The 15961-nt window shown below is 54.2% G+C and carries 16 protein-coding genes and 2 pseudogenes; 4 read left to right on the top strand and 14 right to left on the bottom strand.

Annotated features, from left to right (window positions below; translation table 11 throughout):
- Nucleotides 1-24: 24 nt before the first annotated feature.
- Nucleotides 25-519: a RidA family protein gene (locus ACYZT3_RS06155; protein WP_282375231.1), complete on the bottom strand. Its 495-nt coding sequence runs from the start codon at nt 517-519 to the stop codon at nt 25-27.
- Between the two features lie 299 nt (nt 520-818).
- Between ACYZT3_RS06155 and ACYZT3_RS06150 the strand changes: the two are divergent.
- Nucleotides 819-1340: pseudogene (locus ACYZT3_RS06150) on the top strand (GntR family transcriptional regulator); the annotation flags it as partial.
- Nucleotides 1341-1648: 308 nt separating this feature from the next.
- On the opposite strand, the gene ACYZT3_RS06145 reads toward ACYZT3_RS06150, so the two are convergent.
- Nucleotides 1649-2317 carry a polysaccharide lyase family 7 protein gene (locus tag ACYZT3_RS06145; RefSeq protein WP_282375230.1) on the bottom strand — a complete coding sequence of 223 codons (669 nt, stop codon included), beginning with the start codon at nt 2315-2317 and terminating at the stop codon, nt 1649-1651.
- 364 nt (nt 2318-2681) lie between these two features.
- On the opposite strand from ACYZT3_RS06145, the gene ACYZT3_RS06140 reads away from it, so the two are divergent.
- On the top strand, nt 2682-3047 hold the full coding sequence (locus ACYZT3_RS06140; RefSeq protein ID WP_462031713.1) for a cold-shock protein: 366 nt from the start codon (nt 2682-2684) through the stop codon (nt 3045-3047).
- Nucleotides 3048-3107: 60 nt separating this feature from the next.
- On the opposite strand, the gene cyoE is transcribed toward ACYZT3_RS06140, so the two are convergent.
- From cyoE to ACYZT3_RS06085, 11 genes and pseudogenes are all read right to left on the bottom strand, one after another.
- Nucleotides 3108-3995, bottom strand: coding sequence for a heme o synthase (cyoE, locus tag ACYZT3_RS06135; RefSeq protein ID WP_282375229.1), 888 nt, complete (start codon nt 3993-3995; stop codon nt 3108-3110).
- 11 nt (nt 3996-4006) lie between these two features.
- The gene (gene cyoD / locus ACYZT3_RS06130; protein WP_461968752.1) at nt 4007-4345 is read right to left on the bottom strand and encodes a cytochrome o ubiquinol oxidase subunit IV; all 339 of its coding nucleotides are present in this window, start codon (nt 4343-4345) and stop codon (nt 4007-4009) included.
- Entirely contained in the window at nt 4346-4972 is a 627-nt protein-coding gene (locus ACYZT3_RS06125) for a cytochrome o ubiquinol oxidase subunit III (protein ID WP_282375227.1), read from the bottom strand.
- 3 nt (nt 4973-4975) lie between these two features.
- Entirely contained in the window at nt 4976-7006 is a 2031-nt protein-coding gene (gene cyoB, locus ACYZT3_RS06120; RefSeq protein ID WP_282375226.1) for a cytochrome o ubiquinol oxidase subunit I, read from the bottom strand.
- Nucleotides 7007-7009: 3 nt separating this feature from the next.
- Nucleotides 7010-7951, bottom strand: a complete 942-nt coding sequence (cyoA, locus tag ACYZT3_RS06115; RefSeq protein ID WP_462031712.1) for a ubiquinol oxidase subunit II — start codon at nt 7949-7951, stop codon at nt 7010-7012.
- Nucleotides 7952-8768: 817 nt separating this feature from the next.
- Nucleotides 8769-9278: a disulfide bond formation protein B gene (locus tag ACYZT3_RS06110; RefSeq protein WP_282375223.1), complete on the bottom strand. Its 510-nt coding sequence runs from the start codon at nt 9276-9278 to the stop codon at nt 8769-8771.
- Between the two features lie 187 nt (nt 9279-9465).
- Nucleotides 9466-10242 (bottom strand): ABC transporter substrate-binding protein, encoded by a 777-nt coding sequence (locus ACYZT3_RS06105; RefSeq protein ID WP_282375222.1) that lies wholly within the window; start codon nt 10240-10242, stop codon nt 9466-9468.
- Nucleotides 10243-10440: 198 nt separating this feature from the next.
- Nucleotides 10441-10893 carry a molybdopterin synthase catalytic subunit MoaE gene (gene moaE / locus ACYZT3_RS06100; protein ID WP_150798856.1) on the bottom strand — a complete coding sequence of 151 codons (453 nt, stop codon included), beginning with the start codon at nt 10891-10893 and terminating at the stop codon, nt 10441-10443.
- A gap of 3 nt (nt 10894-10896) precedes the next feature.
- Nucleotides 10897-11139: a molybdopterin converting factor subunit 1 gene (gene moaD, locus ACYZT3_RS06095; protein WP_282375220.1), complete on the bottom strand. Its 243-nt coding sequence runs from the start codon at nt 11137-11139 to the stop codon at nt 10897-10899.
- Nucleotides 11136-11609 carry a cyclic pyranopterin monophosphate synthase MoaC gene (moaC, locus tag ACYZT3_RS06090; RefSeq protein WP_282375219.1) on the bottom strand — a complete coding sequence of 158 codons (474 nt, stop codon included), beginning with the start codon at nt 11607-11609 and terminating at the stop codon, nt 11136-11138. The genes moaD and moaC overlap by 4 nt, the downstream gene beginning before the upstream one ends.
- 104 nt (nt 11610-11713) lie before the next feature.
- Nucleotides 11714-11962: pseudogene (locus tag ACYZT3_RS06085) on the bottom strand (PhoH family protein); the annotation flags it as partial.
- Nucleotides 11963-12429: 467 nt separating this feature from the next.
- On the opposite strand from ACYZT3_RS06085, the gene ACYZT3_RS06080 reads away from it, so the two are divergent.
- Nucleotides 12430-13125: a carbamoyltransferase C-terminal domain-containing protein gene (locus ACYZT3_RS06080; RefSeq protein ID WP_282375218.1), complete on the top strand. Its 696-nt coding sequence runs from the start codon at nt 12430-12432 to the stop codon at nt 13123-13125.
- Complete coding sequence (locus tag ACYZT3_RS06075) at nt 13122-14345, top strand: MFS transporter (protein ID WP_282375217.1); 1224 nt, start codon at nt 13122-13124, stop codon at nt 14343-14345. The genes ACYZT3_RS06080 and ACYZT3_RS06075 overlap by 4 nt, the downstream gene beginning before the upstream one ends.
- Nucleotides 14346-14539: 194 nt before the next feature.
- Here the strand turns inward: ACYZT3_RS06075 and ACYZT3_RS06070 are convergent, their stop codons facing one another.
- On the bottom strand, nt 14540-15934 hold the full coding sequence (locus tag ACYZT3_RS06070) for a PhoH family protein (RefSeq protein ID WP_282375216.1): 1395 nt from the start codon (nt 15932-15934) through the stop codon (nt 14540-14542).
- Nucleotides 15935-15961: the final 27 nt, after the last annotated feature.

Below are 15961 nucleotides of genomic sequence, written 5' to 3'. Positions count from 1 at the left end.
TTTCTATTACCTGCAGGTTCATCGTTAGAGCGTTGATGGCCGTATCGCCACGATCATGTCAACTTCAATGGCTGCGTCTTTCGGCAGTTGATAAACGCCGATCGTGGTTCGTGTATGTTTACCGGCATCGCCCAGTACATGACTGAAAACGTCCGACGCACCGTTGGCCACTTCGCTCAAATCGACAAAATCCGCGGTGGACTTTACGTAAACCGTGACGCGCAATAGCAACTTGATCTTGTCCAGCGAACCGATGGAATCAACAATCAATGCCAGACCGCGCAGCGCACTGATGCGGGCAGCGCTTTGTGCGTCCGCCAGCGTCAGATCCAGGCCTACCCTGCCCTGATACTGAACTTCACCATTCATCCGCGGCACGAGACCGCTGATGTAAAGTTCATCGTGATGCCGCACCAACGGCGCGTAATGCCCGCCGGCCGTATTCTCGCCGTAGATATCGTAGCCGAACTCTTTTGCCAGCGCGATGAATCGTTCATCGCAGGTCATGTGTTCAGTCATCTCTCCTCCCCGATCAAATTGGATCCGTTTTTTTGACAGATTAGCCCAAAGATCTCGACTCGGGGGCTCGCCTATGAAAATCAACTTGGATCAAATTGATGCCCCTTAGATTCGAAAACGATTGAACTGACGAGCGAACACCTGAATGCCGGTTTTTAGGTCTTGGGGGTTGGTCATTGGGCAACTCCGGTGGTTGGACGGAGGTGGGTTGTTACCTGTGGAACAGAGGTGCAAGTTTCGAACGTATCGATTGCGTACATTTTGAGAACTCCTTTTAGTAGCGATTTTGCGACCGGACTCTGGTTCAGCAGATCGTCGATCAGTTATCGGAGGCGATCAGCCACGGAGGCCTGCCTCACGGCTCCCGGCTGCCGCCGATTCGCGAACTCTCCGAGTTGATGAACGCGGGCAAATCAACGGTGGTGGATGCTCTGGACCGCTTGCGGGCCAAGGGTTTGGTGGTTTCACGCCAAGGGTCGGGGCATTACGTGCACCGTTCCAGCACCACGATCAAGACCGATGCCGGCCTGGACCTGCAACTTCAAGGCACGCTCAGCGTGGTCCGCCGCGCGGTGCTGCTGGACAATGGCGCGTTGCGCCCTGGCGCCGGTTTTCTGCCGTCCTCGTGGCTGCCGGCTGAAGAGTTGCTTAAAGCCGTGCGCGGCACGTTGCGCGCAACCTCCCTGCGCATGGGCGAATACGGCGTCGCTGGCGGTTACCTGCCGCTGCGCGAGGCGTTGCGAGTCAAGCTGTCGGCCTTGGGCATCGAAGTGCCGGTGGACAAGATCATCACCACGGCCAACACCGTGCAGGCCATCGACAGCCACTTCCTGCGCAGGCATTACTGGTCAGCGACTTCGGCCCGTTGCTTTTCCTCTTCCTGATCCCTAAGCAAGGACTTCGTGACTTGCTCGATCAGTGTTAATTCAAACACCGAGAGAAAGCCTGATTGCCGAGTAATGTTCATTTCTGGGTCGGAGTATGCAGCGATGAAAGGCTTAGAGAGCATCTGCCACCCGCGCGGTTGAGTTCACTGGCAGCTAGCCACTTGGTCGCCGATCGATGAGGAAATCCACCAAAGTCTTTACCCTTCGGATCGGCGTGCCAACGGTAGTGACCTAAGAAGCGACTAAATCTTGTGATGGATCTCCAGCATCCTGAACGTCACTTTTGCGCCCTCGGTGGGATAGCCGGTGTTGTCCTGCACATACGCACCCGCTTTGAAATACAGGGGTTTGGTCTTCCAACTCGGGTCGATGGTGGTTCTCCAGTTGTATCCTGCTGCGCTGATGCCCAGCGCACCCTTCGGGCTGAGGTGGATCTGGTAGGAAAAGTTGCTGTTGAGCGGCACACCCGTCGCAATGGTAATGACCTGGCCCTCTTCATCGTCGGGACGCATGCGCACCTTGGCGACAATGTTTCCCGTCGAAGCCGACGTTTTGTATTGGTATTCCAGCTTGACCATGGGGCTGTTGCTGTCCTTGTTGTGGATCTGGCCAATCACGATCTTGCCGGTACTGGGCACTTGATTGACGGCCAGGCTCGCCCGCAGGGTGTTATCCGCCGCTGAATACTGCCAGTTGCGCAGCCTTCCATCGCTATAGGTTTCCCGCAACTCGCTACGCGGGTAAACAGCGTTGGCCGTCCTGGAACCGGTCACGGGTGCCCAGAAGGAAAGGGTAGCGGCGTCAGAACTGAAATGCTGGTCCTTGAACCCTTGCGCCAGTCGAGGCGTTTCTATGGTGGCCGGTGGACTGCCTTCAGGGATGCTTAAATTCCAGGTGGTGAGGTCGATCATGTCTAGGATCCTATAGGCGGGAAATGTAGCGGCCACAGTTGCGCTCGAACCCGCGCTATTGAACTGTGTCAATTGGGCTTGCTGATTGGGAAATCCGTATGTCGGTAGATTGACGTCAAATGTTCGTCGATGAAGTAATTGCAGGCTTTGTGCCCGCGAGATTACCGTTAGTCGGGTATTTTTGGAGTGACGGAACTTTTGCGGGATTGCTTTTACTGATCTGGAAATCCGGATGTTGGGGAAACAACTGGACAGGTGCACGCTTGCGTCGGATGGCTGGCCACAGTTTTTCGCGCCATTACCAACAGTGGCGGGAGTGAGCAGTCTTCGAGGAAATTAATGCGTATGGAGCGAGTGACGCTTCATGCCTGAAAGGGGATTTGGTTTTATCCGCGGCAACGATGGTCGCAACTACTTCGTGCACAAAAAAAGTGTCGCCGGAGGTGAGCTTGTGGATGGCCAGCAGGTAGAGTTCGACGGAATGCCTGGGCCGAAAGGCTACAAGGCGGTAAGTGTGATTCCCGGTGATTTGCCGCTCGAGCCTGACAGGCCTACAACGTTGAACGCCACTGCGGCGCCGGCAGCAGAGGCAATCAAGCTGATACCTCCAGGCGCGCTGGAGCACCTGTTAAAACTGGCCTTCAGCTGGTCGCTCACCCTGTTGAAAATTCTCGGGGTGATCATTCTGCTAAACCCTGACTGTCAATCCTCTCTTCCCCACGATCCGTGAAGAACCATAAAAAACCCCGCTCTTCTCTCGAAGGCGGGGCTTTTTTACAGCCTCTGAATCTTAAGGCGCGTACGTCAGCAACAGCTCACTCGGCACTTTAAAGTCCAGCGACATCATCACGCTCAACGCGGTAATGGTGAAGATCGAGAACACGAACAGCTTGCGTGCCCAGACCGTGTCATCCACTGCCTTGTAACCGGTCCAGGCCATGTACAACCAGTACATGCCCATGGCCGCGGCGACGGCGAGGTAGCTCATGCCGGCGTAGCCGCTGAAGGTCAGCATCAAGGTCGCCACGAGGAACGCCAGGATGTAGAGCAGGATGTGCTTCTTGGCCACTTGAATGCCGCGCTTCACTGGCAACACCGGAATCGATGCGGCCCGGTAATCGTTGAAGCGGAAGATCGCGATGGCGTAGGAATGCGGCATCTGCCACAGGCTGAACATCACCAGTAACGTCAGTGCGGCCATGTCGAAGCTGTTCGTCACAGCCACGTAGCCAATCACCGGCGGCATGGCGCCCGACAGACTGCCCACCAGCGTGCCGTGAACCGACTTGCGCTTGAGGTACAGGCTGTAGAAGCCGACGTAGATGACAAAGCCGATCACCGCGAACAAAGCGGCCAACGGGTTGGCCACTTTGTACAACAGTACAACGCCGAGAACACCCAGGACGGTCGCAAAAGCCAGGGCCAGTTTCAGGGAGATCAAGCCCTGAACCAGCGCCCGGTTCTTGGTGCGTTCCATCTTCAGGTCGATGTCGCGGTCGATGCAGTTGTTGAACACGCAACCGGAAGCCACCACCAGCGACGTGCCAATCATGGCGGCCAGGAAAATGGCCAGATCGACATGCCCTTTCGAAGCCAGGAAAAATCCGCCTGCCACTGAAAGCACGTTACCGAAAATGATCCCCGGTTTGGTGATTTGGATAAAGTGCTTAAAGGACATCCGGGGTTTCCTCAGTGCGCCATCATGTTGGAGTGGATGCTGAACATGATCCACAGCGACAGGCCTACCAACAGAACGATTACCAGGGCTGCGAAGACAAACGCGATCACGTTGTTACGCTGAGCAGCCGAGCGGTCCAGGTGGAGGAAGTACACCAGGTGCACCAGCACCTGGATCACTGCGAAGGCCAGTACGATCCACAGGGTCATGGCTTTTGGCAGCGATGGGTACATCACCAGGCCGAAAGGAATGACGGTCAGGATCACCGACAGGATGAAGCCGATGGCGTAGGACTTGACGCTGCCGTGGCCGGCGTCGTGGCCATCGTGTGAGTGAGCTGCGTTAGCCATTTACAGAGTCCCCATCAGATAAACAACGGTGAATACGCAGATCCACACTACGTCCAGGAAGTGCCAGAACAGGCTCAGGCAGCTCAGACGGGTCTTGTTGGTCGCCGTCAGGCCGTTTTTCTGCACCTGATACATCATGATCGCCATCCAGATCAGACCGCTGGTCACGTGCAGACCGTGGGTGCCGACCAGGGTGAAGAACCCGGACAGGAAGCCGCTGCGGCTAGGGCCGAAGCCTTCGGCGATCAGGACGTGGAACTCATTGATCTCCATGGCGATGAAGCCGGCGCCGAGCAGGAAGGTCATGCCCAGCCAGCCCAGTACCTGGTTCTTCTTGCCCTTGAACAACGCCAGCATGGCGAAGCCGTAGGTGATCGAACTGAACAGCAGCAGAGCGGTTTCGCCCAGTACGTATGGCAGCTCGAAGATGTCGGCGCCCGATGGGCCGCCCGCTACGTTGTTAACCAGTACCGCGTACACCGCGAAGATCGACGCAAACAAAATGCAGTCGGTCATCAGGTAGAGCCAGAAACCGAATACGGTCATCTCGCCCGAGTCGTGGTGATGGTCATCGTGCCCATGTCCATCGACATGGGTGTGTCCAGCATTGGTCACTAAGTTCGACATGGTTTAAGCCTGTTCCAACGAGGTTTCAACACGGGTGGCGGTGGCTGGTACTTTCCCGGCCGCTACCAGACGTTTGTGCTGCTCGGCTTCGATGCGCTCGATGACATCCACCGGCACCATGTAGCCCTGATCGTCACGGGCAGCATGGAGGGTGAAATACACCACGGTGCCGACCAGACCGACGATGGCCAACCACCAGATGTGCCAGATCATCGCGAAACCGAACACGGTCAGCAGAGCGCCCATGACCACACCGGTCGCGGTGTTGTTTGGCATGTGGATCGGCTCATAACGGGCCGGAGCCTGGTACGCGGTACCGTCTTCCTTGGCTTCGGTGAACGGGTCGATGACTTCGGCTTTCGGCAGCACGGCGAAGTTGTAGAACGGTGGTGGCGACGAAGTCGACCATTCCAGCGTGTGGGCATTCCACGGGTCGCCGTGTTCGCACATGTTCTCTGGCAGCTTGCGATCACGCACGCTGACATAGAGCTGGATCAGCTGGCAGGCAATACCGATGGCGATCAGTACCGCCCCGAACAACGCAACGTACAGATAAGGCACCCACTCAGGGTTGGTGGAGCTGTTCAGACGACGGGTCATGCCCATGAAGCCCAGTACATAGAGCGGCATGAAGGCGACGAAAAAGCCGGTGATCCAGAACCAGAACGCGGCCTTGCCCCAACCTTCGTGCAGCTTGAAGCCGAACGCTTTCGGGAAGTAGAAGCTGAAGCCTGCGATGTAACCGAATACCGCGCCGCCGATGATCACGTTGTGGAAGTGCGCGATCACGAACAGGCTGTTGTGCAGAACGAAGTCAGCACCCGGAATGGCCAGCAGTACGCCGGTCATGCCGCCGATGGCGAAGGTCACCATGAAGCCCAGGGTCCAGAGAACCTGGCTGGTGAAACGCAGACGCCCCTGGTAAATGGTGAACAACCAGTTGAATAGCTTCACCCCCGTCGGAATAGAAATCAGCATCGTCGCCAGACCGAAGAAGGCGTTGACGCTGGCCCCCGAACCCATGGTGAAGAAGTGGTGCAGCCAGACCATGAAGCCCAGGATCGAGATCGCGCCACTGGCGTAGATCATCGAGTGGTGGCCGAACAGTTTCTTGCCGGAGAAGGTCGAGATGACTTCGGAGAAGATCCCGAACGCCGGCAGAATCAGGATGTACACCTCGGGGTGACCCCAGGCCCAGAACAGGTTGACGTACATCATCGGATTGCCACCAAGTTCATTGGTGAAAATGTGGAAATCCATGTAACGGTCAAGCGTCAGCAAAGCCAGGGTAGCGGTCAGGATCGGGAACGAAGCGACGATCAAAACGTTGGCCCAGGTGCAGGTCCAGGTGAAGATCGGCATGTCCATCAGCTTCATGCCAGGGGTACGCATCTTCAGCACGGTGGCCAGGAAGTTGACCCCCGTCAGCGTCGTACCTAGCCCGGATAGCTGTAGCGCCCAGATGTAGTAATCCATCCCCACGCCCGGACTGTATTGCAGGCCCGACAGCGGCGGATAGGCAACCCAGCCGGTCTTGGCGAATTCGCCAACGCCCAGGGACAGGTTGATCAGCACCACGCCGGAAACCAGCAGCCAGAAACTCAGGGAGTTCAGGAACGGGTAGGCAACGTCACGCGCACCGATCTGCAACGGCACCGCAAGGTTCATCAGGCCGGTGAAGAAAGGCATCGCCATGAAGATGATCATGATCACACCGTGAGCGGTGAAGATCTGGTCATAGTGTTCAGGCGGCAGGTAGCCAGGCGAACCCTCGGTGGCCATGGCCAACTGGGTACGCATCATGATGGCGTCGGCAAAACCACGCAGCAGCATGACCATGGCCACGATGATGTACATCACGCCGATTTTCTTGTGGTCGACCGACGTCAGCCACTCGGTCCACAAATAGGTCCACTTCTTGAAATAAGTGATACCCGCGAACAGTGCCAGACCGCCGAGCGCGATCATGGCGATGGTTATCATCACGATCGGTTCGTGGAACGGGACCGCTTCCCAACTTAATTTACCAAACATCGTTTACTCCTCTGCCCCGGCGGCTGAATGCGAACTCATGTCCATCCCTTCCATATGGGCCACTTCTTTCTCTTTCTTCTCGTGGTGCGGCTTGCCCGGCTTCATCCCTTCGTACTTGTCGACGATGATCTGGAACAGGTTTGGCGTGACCGAGGAGTAGAGCTCGACTGGGTTGTTCTGGCTTGGCTTGGTAAGGGCTTCGTATTCAGCTTTTTCCAGCTGTTTAGGTGCCTTTTTGACGTCGCTTACCCAGGCGTCGAAATTCTCCTGAGAAGTTGAGATCGCTTTGAATTTCATGCCGGTGAAACCTGCGCCGCTGTAGTTGGCAGAGATGCCTTCCATTTCAGCGTCACGGTTGGCAATCAGGTGCAACTTGGTCTGCATGCCGGCCATCGCGTAGATCTGGCCGCCCAGGCCCGGAATGAAGAACGAGTTCATTACCGAGTCCGACGTCACCTTGAAGTTGACCGGGGTATTCGTCGGGAACACGATCTTGTTGACCGTGGCGATGCCCTGCTCCGGATAGATGAACACCCACTTCCAGTCCAGCGAGACCACTTCGATGGTGATCGGCTTGACGTCGGATTCCAGCGGCTTGTAAGGGTCCAGAGCGTGGGTCGACACGTAGGTGACGTAACCCAGAGCAATGATGATCAGCACTGGAACAGCCCACACCGCGATTTCGATCTTGGTGGAGTGCGACCACTTCGGCGTGTACACGGCGTTAGTGTTGGTCGCGCGGTATTTCCAGGCGAACAGGAAGGTCATGACGATGACCGGGACCACGACCAACAGCATCAGCAGCGTTGCGGTGATGATCAGGTTTCGCTGCTCAAGGCCAACCTGGCCCGTTGGATTGAGCAAGGTCATGTTGCAGCCTGACAGCAGCAACGTGCCAATCAGCGGCAATAAGCCTAGTAGCCTGGGGTACCTGTTTTTACTCATCTCACGACCTCTAAAGCAGCTTGCGCAATGCAGTTGGGTTTTGATCGCCAACACTTCACCCTGCCAAGGGTTGGCATTTTTCTTGGATTGAATAAGTGGCTGCCCGTCGCGCGTCAGACGCTGTTCGACAAATCCTGGGCCAGCGTTGAGTTCTTATTCGAATACGTGGTCAAAGGCCTTGTTACAGACCAATTCCATTTGGTGCGGATAATTGGAAGGCACCGACACCTGGGAGTCGCATGAAGCCCATTGGCCTCTCGACGCCCTATTCCTGCTCAGGGATGAGCAGTGCCGGGAATTCAGTGCGGGCGATTGTAGATATGTAACGTTTTATAAACCATGTCTCATCCCGAAATAATTTTTATCCATTCCAGCAACAATCAATAACGGTATTTGCAAAAGTGCGCCATGGTATCGAAATTGATTCTCAACAAAAACACCAAAATTTGTAGGTCTACCTCAGGCAGTTCAGACAGTATCGAAGGCTCTGCTTCCTTCCTCGACCCCGCCCAAGCCCCTATGTGACAAGGGCTCTGGCTATTCGCCAAGGCCTGTTAAAACTGTCTGTTGTGGATTTTTCAGGTAGAAGTCGCCCGACGCTGAAAAAGGCCAATTTTGTTGCGTGACACGCTACCAATTCGGCGGACCGAAATGCCTTGCGATACTCCTGCTGTGACAACATGTCGCACATATGTCGCACCCAGACTTGTCGCGCATCAAGGTCATTTTGCCTGAGCCCTAAAATGCAAAACGCCCCGGCCCTCTCAATGAGGACCGGAGCGTTTTTTTATGTGACGCAGCGACGCGGCGGATGGCCTCAGCGCAGCGCTTTGCGGTTACGCGAAGTGAGCAGCGGCACCAGCACCACGACCAGCACAAAGGCCAGCAGCGCCCATTGAGCGAGGGACAGACCGAGGATCGGCGGGTACGGCGTGGAGCAGAAGCCGTCGACCTGGAAGCCCAGCGGGAAGATCTTCGCCAGTGGCAGGCCGTCGACAATCGGTTGCAGCACATCGATGCCGCAGCTGACCGCCGGGTAGAACTGGGTATAGACGTGATGCCCGGCCACCCCGACGCCTGCCAGGGCGCAGATCACCACCAGGGTTTCAAATACCGTGATGCTGCGACGGGTGCGCGTGGCCGCGCCGATGAACGCGAAGAGCGCGATCAGCAGCAACGCATAACGTTGCAGGATGCACAGCGGGCATGGCGCCTCGCCCAGAACAATTTGCATGTACAGCGCGCCGCCGATCAGCGCCAGGCAGATGATGCCCAGCAACACCAGATAGCGCCGTTCACGGCCCAACCGCATTGTTTCCTCGCTCATTGCGTTTCCCTTCTGAATATCGATTGCCCCAAGTCTACACGCTGGCCCTGACCTTTGAGAGTCCGGCGCGCACAGCTGGGTAGGGGAATAGACGACGAGCCGGTTAAGAAGGGATTAACTTTGAAGCATTTTTCAACAATCGGAACCGCGCGGGGACTTTCGTGAAAAAGCCCCCGCTGGCGATTGATCAGTCGCCGTAGATATCAGACTTGAAGTACTTTTCTGAAATCTGCTGGTATTCGCCACTGGCACGAATGCCATCGATGGCAGTGTTCAGTTCGGAGACCAATTCAATGTTGCCCTTGCGCACCGCAATCCCGGCGCCCTCGCCCACGTATTTCGGATCTTTGAGCTCCGGCCCGACAAACGCATAACCTTTGCCACGGGGCAGCGTCAGGAAGTCATTCAGTGGAATGGTGTCGGCAAAAATGGCATTGAGGCGGCCGGCGGCCAGATCCATGTAAATCTCTTCGTTGTTGCCGTAACGCTTGACGTTGATACCCTTCGGTTCAAAAACCTCGGTGGCGTAACGGTCCGTGGTGGTTGCTCGCTGCACGCCGACAGTCTTGCCCTTGAGGCTCGCGTACTGGTCATCCACGACCGCGCCGTCCTTCATCACCAGACGCGATGAGGTGAAGTAGTACTTGTGGGTGAAATCTACCGACTTCTTACGGTCTTCGTTGATGGTCATGGACGACAGCGCCATGTCGATTTTCTTCACTTTAAGGGAAGGAATCAGACCGTCGAACTCACCTTCGACCCATACGCACTTGACCTTCATCTGCGCGCACAGGGCATTGCCGATGTCGTAGTCGAAACCGACAATCTCGCCTTTGTCGGTTTTGGACGCGAACGGTGGATAAGCTGCTTCGATGCCGATGCGCAGGGTTTTATCGGCGGCGAACAAGGAGCTGCACGCCAACAGGCTCAGAGCCAGACCGGTAATGAGGGGGAGTTTCTTCATGTTCGTTCTCTCGCGGGTTGTTGTTGGTTTGGCAAGACAAAAGAAAAAACTAAAAAGGGGGGAAGGCTTTTTTGTACATATAATTCCATACTGGACTTTTATGTACAGATCGTCAATCGGGGGAACTGGAGATGTGCTGGCCGGTGGTCGGGAGGAGATCGGGTGTTGCGAAGGCGTATTTGCAGGCGTCAAAAGAACTTACTGCTTCCAGCGATCCGCCGCAGCATGATCGCTGTCACGCCCTTCAACCCAACGTGCCCCATCACGGGTGTTTTCTTTCTTCCAGAACGGTGCGCGGGTTTTCAGGTAGTCCATGACAAAGGCGCAGGCATCGAACGCGGCCTGGCGATGGGCGCTGGCAGCGCCGACGAAGACGATCGGTTCACCCGGTTCCAGCGCGCCGATGCGATGCAACACTTCAAGTTTGAGCAGTGGCCAGCGCTGCTCAGCCTCTGTGGCGATCTTGCCGAGGGCCTTTTCGGTCATGCCCGGGTAGTGCTCCAGGAACATCCCGGCGACGTCGAGCCCGTCATTGAAGTCGCGAACATAGCCGACAAAACTCACCACCGCACCGACGCCGACATTGGCGGCGTGCATGGCGTTGACTTCAGCACCCGGATCGAACGCCGTGGACTGCACGCGAATCGCCATGGTTCAGCCTCCGGTCACGGTCGGAAAAAATGCCACTTCATCGCCATCGCCCACCGGCTCATCGAGCTGGCACAAGTCTTCGTTGCGGGCACACATCAGGTTCTGCTCGCTCAGCACCTCGGCACCGTCACGCTGGGCCAGCAGTGCACGCACATCGTCGACCGTGGCGAAATCACCTTCAACCTTGACCGAGTCCACGCCGAGTGCTTCACGGTAACGGGCAAAAAACTTCACGGTGACGTTCATGGCTGATCCGCCTGGTAATGGCCGCTCTTGCCACCGAGTTTCTCCAGCAACCGCACGCTTTCGATGGTCATGCCGCGATCCACGGCCTTGCACATGTCATAGATAGTCAGCGCCGCGACGCTGGCGGCGGTCAGGGCTTCCATCTCTACGCCGGTCTGCCCGGACAACTTGCAGCGCGCGACGATGCGCACGGTGTCGTCGCCTTCGGCACTGAGCTCGACCTTGACGCCGGTGAGCAGCAGCGGATGGCACAGAGGGATCAGATCGCTGGTTTTCTTCGCCGCCTGAATACCGGCGATACGCGCCACGGCGAACACATCACCCTTGGGGTGACCGCCGCTGACGATCATCTGCAGGGTTTCGGGCAGCATGCGCACCAGCGCTTGGGCCGTCGCTTCACGGAACGTTACGGCTTTTTCAGTGACGTCGACCATATTGGCGCGACCTTGGGAATCGAGATGAGTCAGCACAGGGATACTCCTGATCAGGAGCCCCGATTGTAAACCTGTGGGTCAAATTTCGGCCATAAAAAAACCGGGCGGCCTGCGCAGGCCGCCCGGCTCTGTTGAGGAAGTTACAAATGCGTTTCGGCGTATTCGGCCAGTATCGAACGTGGCACCCCTTGCAGGGTGATGTGCACCCCGTTGGGGAAATCCTTGAAGCGCTCTGTCAGGTACGTCAGCCCGGAGCTGGTCGCGGACAGGTAAGGCGTGTCGATCTGTGCCAGGTTGCCCAGACACACCACTTTGGAGCCGGCACCAGCACGGGTGATGATGGTTTTCGTCTGGTGCGGCGTGAGCTTCTGGCATTCGTCGATCGGGATTCTTCTCCTCTTCTTGGCCAATATTTTTCTGGTATTGGTTGAACTCCCAACGAGGCCATTACGTAACTAAATGCTACCAATTAAGACCTTCTCAGAATACATCGGAGCAAGTGCGGTTGAAGTGTATATCCGCAATAAGCTGATTACCTTAAAAAAATTGCTTTAAGTAGGAGTTTGGCGTAGGACGTTTAAACCCACCAAACACGAACCCTCCTACAAGTCGCGTTATTGACTACCAATTACAAGGCGAATAGCTTCGCAAATGAAGTCAAATGACTTCAACCCAAAAAAACTAAGAGGTTCTTATTATGCGCAAAGCAAATCTGCAAACTCGACTAACTGCTCTTTCCAACAACGCTTACAACATTCTAATTACGCCTGCGAAACTGAAATCAAAACTGGTCAATTAATTTCGGCCAATGCCGAGGGAGCCACCACACTCTCTCGGCACAACTTTCGCGGAGAATGTGAAGATTCCACCCTGCACAAATGATACCGGTGTCGGTATCGGGGCGTCTGCCATTGCGCAAAATTTATTAACTGGCAAATCCAAACTTGAATGGTCCGTTTATTCAGGACAACCTTTTATTTTCAATCACGCAAAGAAATTCTTATTTTCGTCAAGTCCATTGGTACTTGAACGCGTGTGCAAAGCGCTTCTTGCCGGAGAGATTATTTGTTGGGTTCAGGGAAATTGCGAAATAGGACCTAGGGCCCTGGGTAATAGATCAATAATAGCGGCACCATTTTCTGTGAACACCACTGAAAAACTAAACTCCATAAAAAAAAGAGAGCACTATCGTCCAGTAGCTCCTATCTGCATAGAGGAGGATGCTAAGCTTTACTTTGAGAACTGTACTCAAAGTAAATTCATGCTGTCGTTTTATCATGTAATTGACAAACGACTCAAAGCAATTACTCACATTGATGGAACAGCAAGAGTTCAAACCATCAGCCGTCAAGACAACATTAAAATGTATGAGCTATTGTTGGAATTCAAAAAGCAGGCAGGGGTCAGCGTTCTTTGTAACACCTCATTAAACTTTAAAGGAAAAGGATTTATAAACACACTTTCAGATCTTGAGTTATTTTGCTCAACCAATAATATATCCACATTTGTTGTAGATAACGTAATGTATAACACCAAGGGGATAGAACAGTGAGTTTCCCCCAGGTAAACGGGTACGGCTATTTATGTGGAGTACGATTTAGTAGCTCTGTAACACTTTGGGTAGACTTCATTTTAATTTTTACTGTACTTACATTTGCATATGACGCTTCGCCACAAACTTTGGGATATGCAGCGGCACTGTATGGATTACCAACACTTTTCTTGGGACCATTAATCGGTGCTTTAGCAGACCACAGTAGCCCAGTAAAATTTTTATTAATAAGCTTCACCTTTAGATTTATCATTGCCTGCCTTTTATTTGGAGCGAACTCTGAATCTATTTTCTTAACATTAGTCTGCCTTAAGGGAATGTCGAACCTTGGCTCTGGTGCGGCAGAAATAATCTTGACGAGAAAACTGCTTACAAATAAAGATCTGGTCAGTAATATTTCACTGTTCACGGTAATGGATCAATTTATTAAGGTCTGTTCACCTTTAATAGCGGGTGTTATTGCAAGCATGTCAGACAAGGCTTACGGCTTTTTTATTTCTGCACTTTTTTCACTGCTAGGGATATTTTGTGTGATTTTGCTTTCCATGAGTAACCGGCAGAAGAAGATACACGAACCTGAGAAACGATCCTTTGGGAGTTTAAAAGCCCTGCAAGTATTATTAAGCACCGGCCCATCCACACAACTATTTTTTATCTGTGCTTTGATCCAAACTGCCGTACTGGGATGCTATGATTCGCTACTCAGTCTACATATAAAAAACATAGGGCTCGATGCATACGCATTTGGAGTCATCGTTAGCTCTACCGCATTAGGTGGAATCATTGCGGGTCTGAGTTTCAAATTAGTTTACCCCCAAAGAATCTTCTTCTGCTCGACGCTCTCCCTATTTGCATTCGGTATAATGGTAGCGACGGCAGGGTTATTAACTGAACCAGGTAATCTGGCAACACTAGCAATACTCATACTACTGTTTTCCATTGCAGGTTACGCATATGGTCTGACATCTTTAGGGTTTGGCGTAACCCTTCAGAAATACTGTCCTTTATCTAGTTTAGGAACAGTATCAGCAACCACCCGTAGTTTAATGTTGATATTTATGATTAGCGGGCCAATTTTTGGAGCATGGCTATCAACATTCGTTTCAATCGGAGGCGTACTTGTTGTCTCTGGGGCTAGCGCAGTATTTTTTGGTGCGCTATTACACATAAAGTACCGCGATATTTTTTCTTCAGAGTCAATTCGCATCTCCAACGAATAGAATAGCACCCGAAATAACTCGCTCTAAATCCTACTGCCTTGGCCAAGGAAATATGGAGATGTGTAAATTTCATCTCAGAAAAGATAGACAAGGAATGCTTGAAGGACGTTAGGCGCACAATCAAGTTTAATACTAGATAAATGCGGTAGATAAAAACCGGGCGGCTTTTAGGCCGCCCGGTTTTTTGGTGAAGGTTACAAATGCGTTTCGGCGTATTCGGCCAGTATCGAACGTGGCACCCCTTGCAGGGTGATGTGCACCCCGTTGGGGAAATCCTTGAAGCGCTCTGTCAGGTACGTCAGCCCGGAACTGGTCGCGGACAGGTATGGCGTGTCGATCTGTGCCAGGTTGCCCAGACACACCACTTTGGAGCCGGCACCAGCACGGGTGATGATGGTTTTCATCTGGTGCGGCGTGAGGTTCTGGCATTCATCGATCAGGATCAGGCTCTGCTGGAAGCTGCGGCCTCGAATGTAGTTGAGGGATTTGAACTGCAACGGCACTTTGCTGAGGATGTAATCGACGCTGCCATGGGTGTTTTCGTCATCCATGTGCAAGGCTTCGAGGTTGTCGGTGATGGCGCCCAGCCAAGGCTCCATTTTTTCCGCTTCGGTCCCGGGCAGGAAGCCGATCTCCTGGTCCAGGCCCTGCACGCTACGCGTCGCGATGATGCGCCGGTAGCGTTTGCTGACCATGGTCTGCTCGATCGCCGCCGCCAATGCGAGGATGGTTTTACCCGAACCGGCCGCACCGGTCAGATTGACCAGGTGAATATCCGGATCAAGCAAGGCGTACAGCGCCAGGCTCTGATAAATGTCACGCGGTTTCAGGCCCCAGGCTTCCTGGTGCAACAGGGGTTCCTGATGCAGGTCCAGAATCAGCAATTTGTCGCTCTGGATTTCCTTGATCCAGCCGACAAATCCCTGTTCATCGATGATGAACTCGTTGATGTGCACCGCCGGCAGGTTGTCGATCAGCTGCACCTGGTGCCAGGTGCGACCGTGATCCTGGCGGGTTTCGACATTCCTCACGCGATCCCAGAAGGAGCCGGTCATGTTGTGATAACCGTTGGGCAGCAATGACACGTCGTCGACCAGTTGGTCGGTGCTGTAGTCCTCGGCCGCGATCCCGCAAGCCCGGGCCTTGAGGCGCATGTTGATGTCTTTGGTGACCAGCACCACGGGCAGATTGGGTTCGCGCGCGTGCAAGTCGATCAACTGGTTGATGATGATGTTGTCGTTCAGGTGCTCGGGCAGAATGATGTTCGGTTCGGCACGCTTGCTCATCAGAATTGACAGCAAGCCCTTGGGTCCACTTTTGCCACGCTGGATCGGAACCCCGAGCTCGACATCTTGAGGGCTGGCGTCGCCCAGGGTCTTGTCGATCAGGCGTATGGCCTGACGGCATTCTGCAGCCACGCTGTGATGCCCGCTCTTGAGCTTGTCGAGCTCTTCAAGCACGGTCATCGGGATGGCGACGTGGTGTTCTTCGAAGTTAAGCAGGGCGTTTGGATCGTGAATCAATACGTTGGTATCGAGTACATAAAGGATTGGCTGGTTGGAGGAAGAACTACGTCCGTGATCATCCATACTCGGTCACCTTTGTGGGAGCCAGTC

The sequence above is a fragment of the Pseudomonas sp. MDT1-16 genome, assembly GCF_054898115.1.
Note: the sequence above shows the minus strand (reverse complement) of the source record. Positions and strands in the feature narration are given on the sequence as shown.

What these genes read in the sequence shown, in the direction of transcription:
- cyoA (WP_462031712.1), bottom strand. Translation starts at nt 7,951, where the DNA reads ATGAGTAAAAACAGGTACCCCAGGCTACTAGGCTTATTGCCGCTGATT.
- cyoB (WP_282375226.1), bottom strand. Translation starts at nt 7,006, where the DNA reads ATGTTTGGTAAATTAAGTTGGGAAGCGGTCCCGTTCCACGAACCGATC.
- ACYZT3_RS06140 (WP_462031713.1), top strand. Translation starts at nt 2,682, where the DNA reads ATGCCTGAAAGGGGATTTGGTTTTATCCGCGGCAACGATGGTCGCAAC.
- ACYZT3_RS06145 (WP_282375230.1), bottom strand. Translation starts at nt 2,317, where the DNA reads ATGATCGACCTCACCACCTGGAATTTAAGCATCCCTGAAGGCAGTCCA.
- ACYZT3_RS06155 (WP_282375231.1), bottom strand. Translation starts at nt 519, where the DNA reads ATGACTGAACACATGACCTGCGATGAACGATTCATCGCGCTGGCAAAA.
- ACYZT3_RS06070 (WP_282375216.1), bottom strand. Translation starts at nt 15,934, where the DNA reads ATGGATGATCACGGACGTAGTTCTTCCTCCAACCAGCCAATCCTTTAT.
- ACYZT3_RS06110 (WP_282375223.1), bottom strand. Translation starts at nt 9,278, where the DNA reads ATGAGCGAGGAAACAATGCGGTTGGGCCGTGAACGGCGCTATCTGGTG.
- cyoE (WP_282375229.1), bottom strand. Translation starts at nt 3,995, where the DNA reads ATGTCCTTTAAGCACTTTATCCAAATCACCAAACCGGGGATCATTTTC.
- moaE (WP_150798856.1), bottom strand. Translation starts at nt 10,893, where the DNA reads ATGGCGATTCGCGTGCAGTCCACGGCGTTCGATCCGGGTGCTGAAGTC.
- ACYZT3_RS06125 (WP_282375227.1), bottom strand. Translation starts at nt 4,972, where the DNA reads ATGTCGAACTTAGTGACCAATGCTGGACACACCCATGTCGATGGACAT.
- cyoD (WP_461968752.1), bottom strand. Translation starts at nt 4,345, where the DNA reads ATGGCTAACGCAGCTCACTCACACGATGGCCACGACGCCGGCCACGGC.
- moaD (WP_282375220.1), bottom strand. Translation starts at nt 11,139, where the DNA reads ATGAACGTCACCGTGAAGTTTTTTGCCCGTTACCGTGAAGCACTCGGC.
- ACYZT3_RS06105 (WP_282375222.1), bottom strand. Translation starts at nt 10,242, where the DNA reads ATGAAGAAACTCCCCCTCATTACCGGTCTGGCTCTGAGCCTGTTGGCG.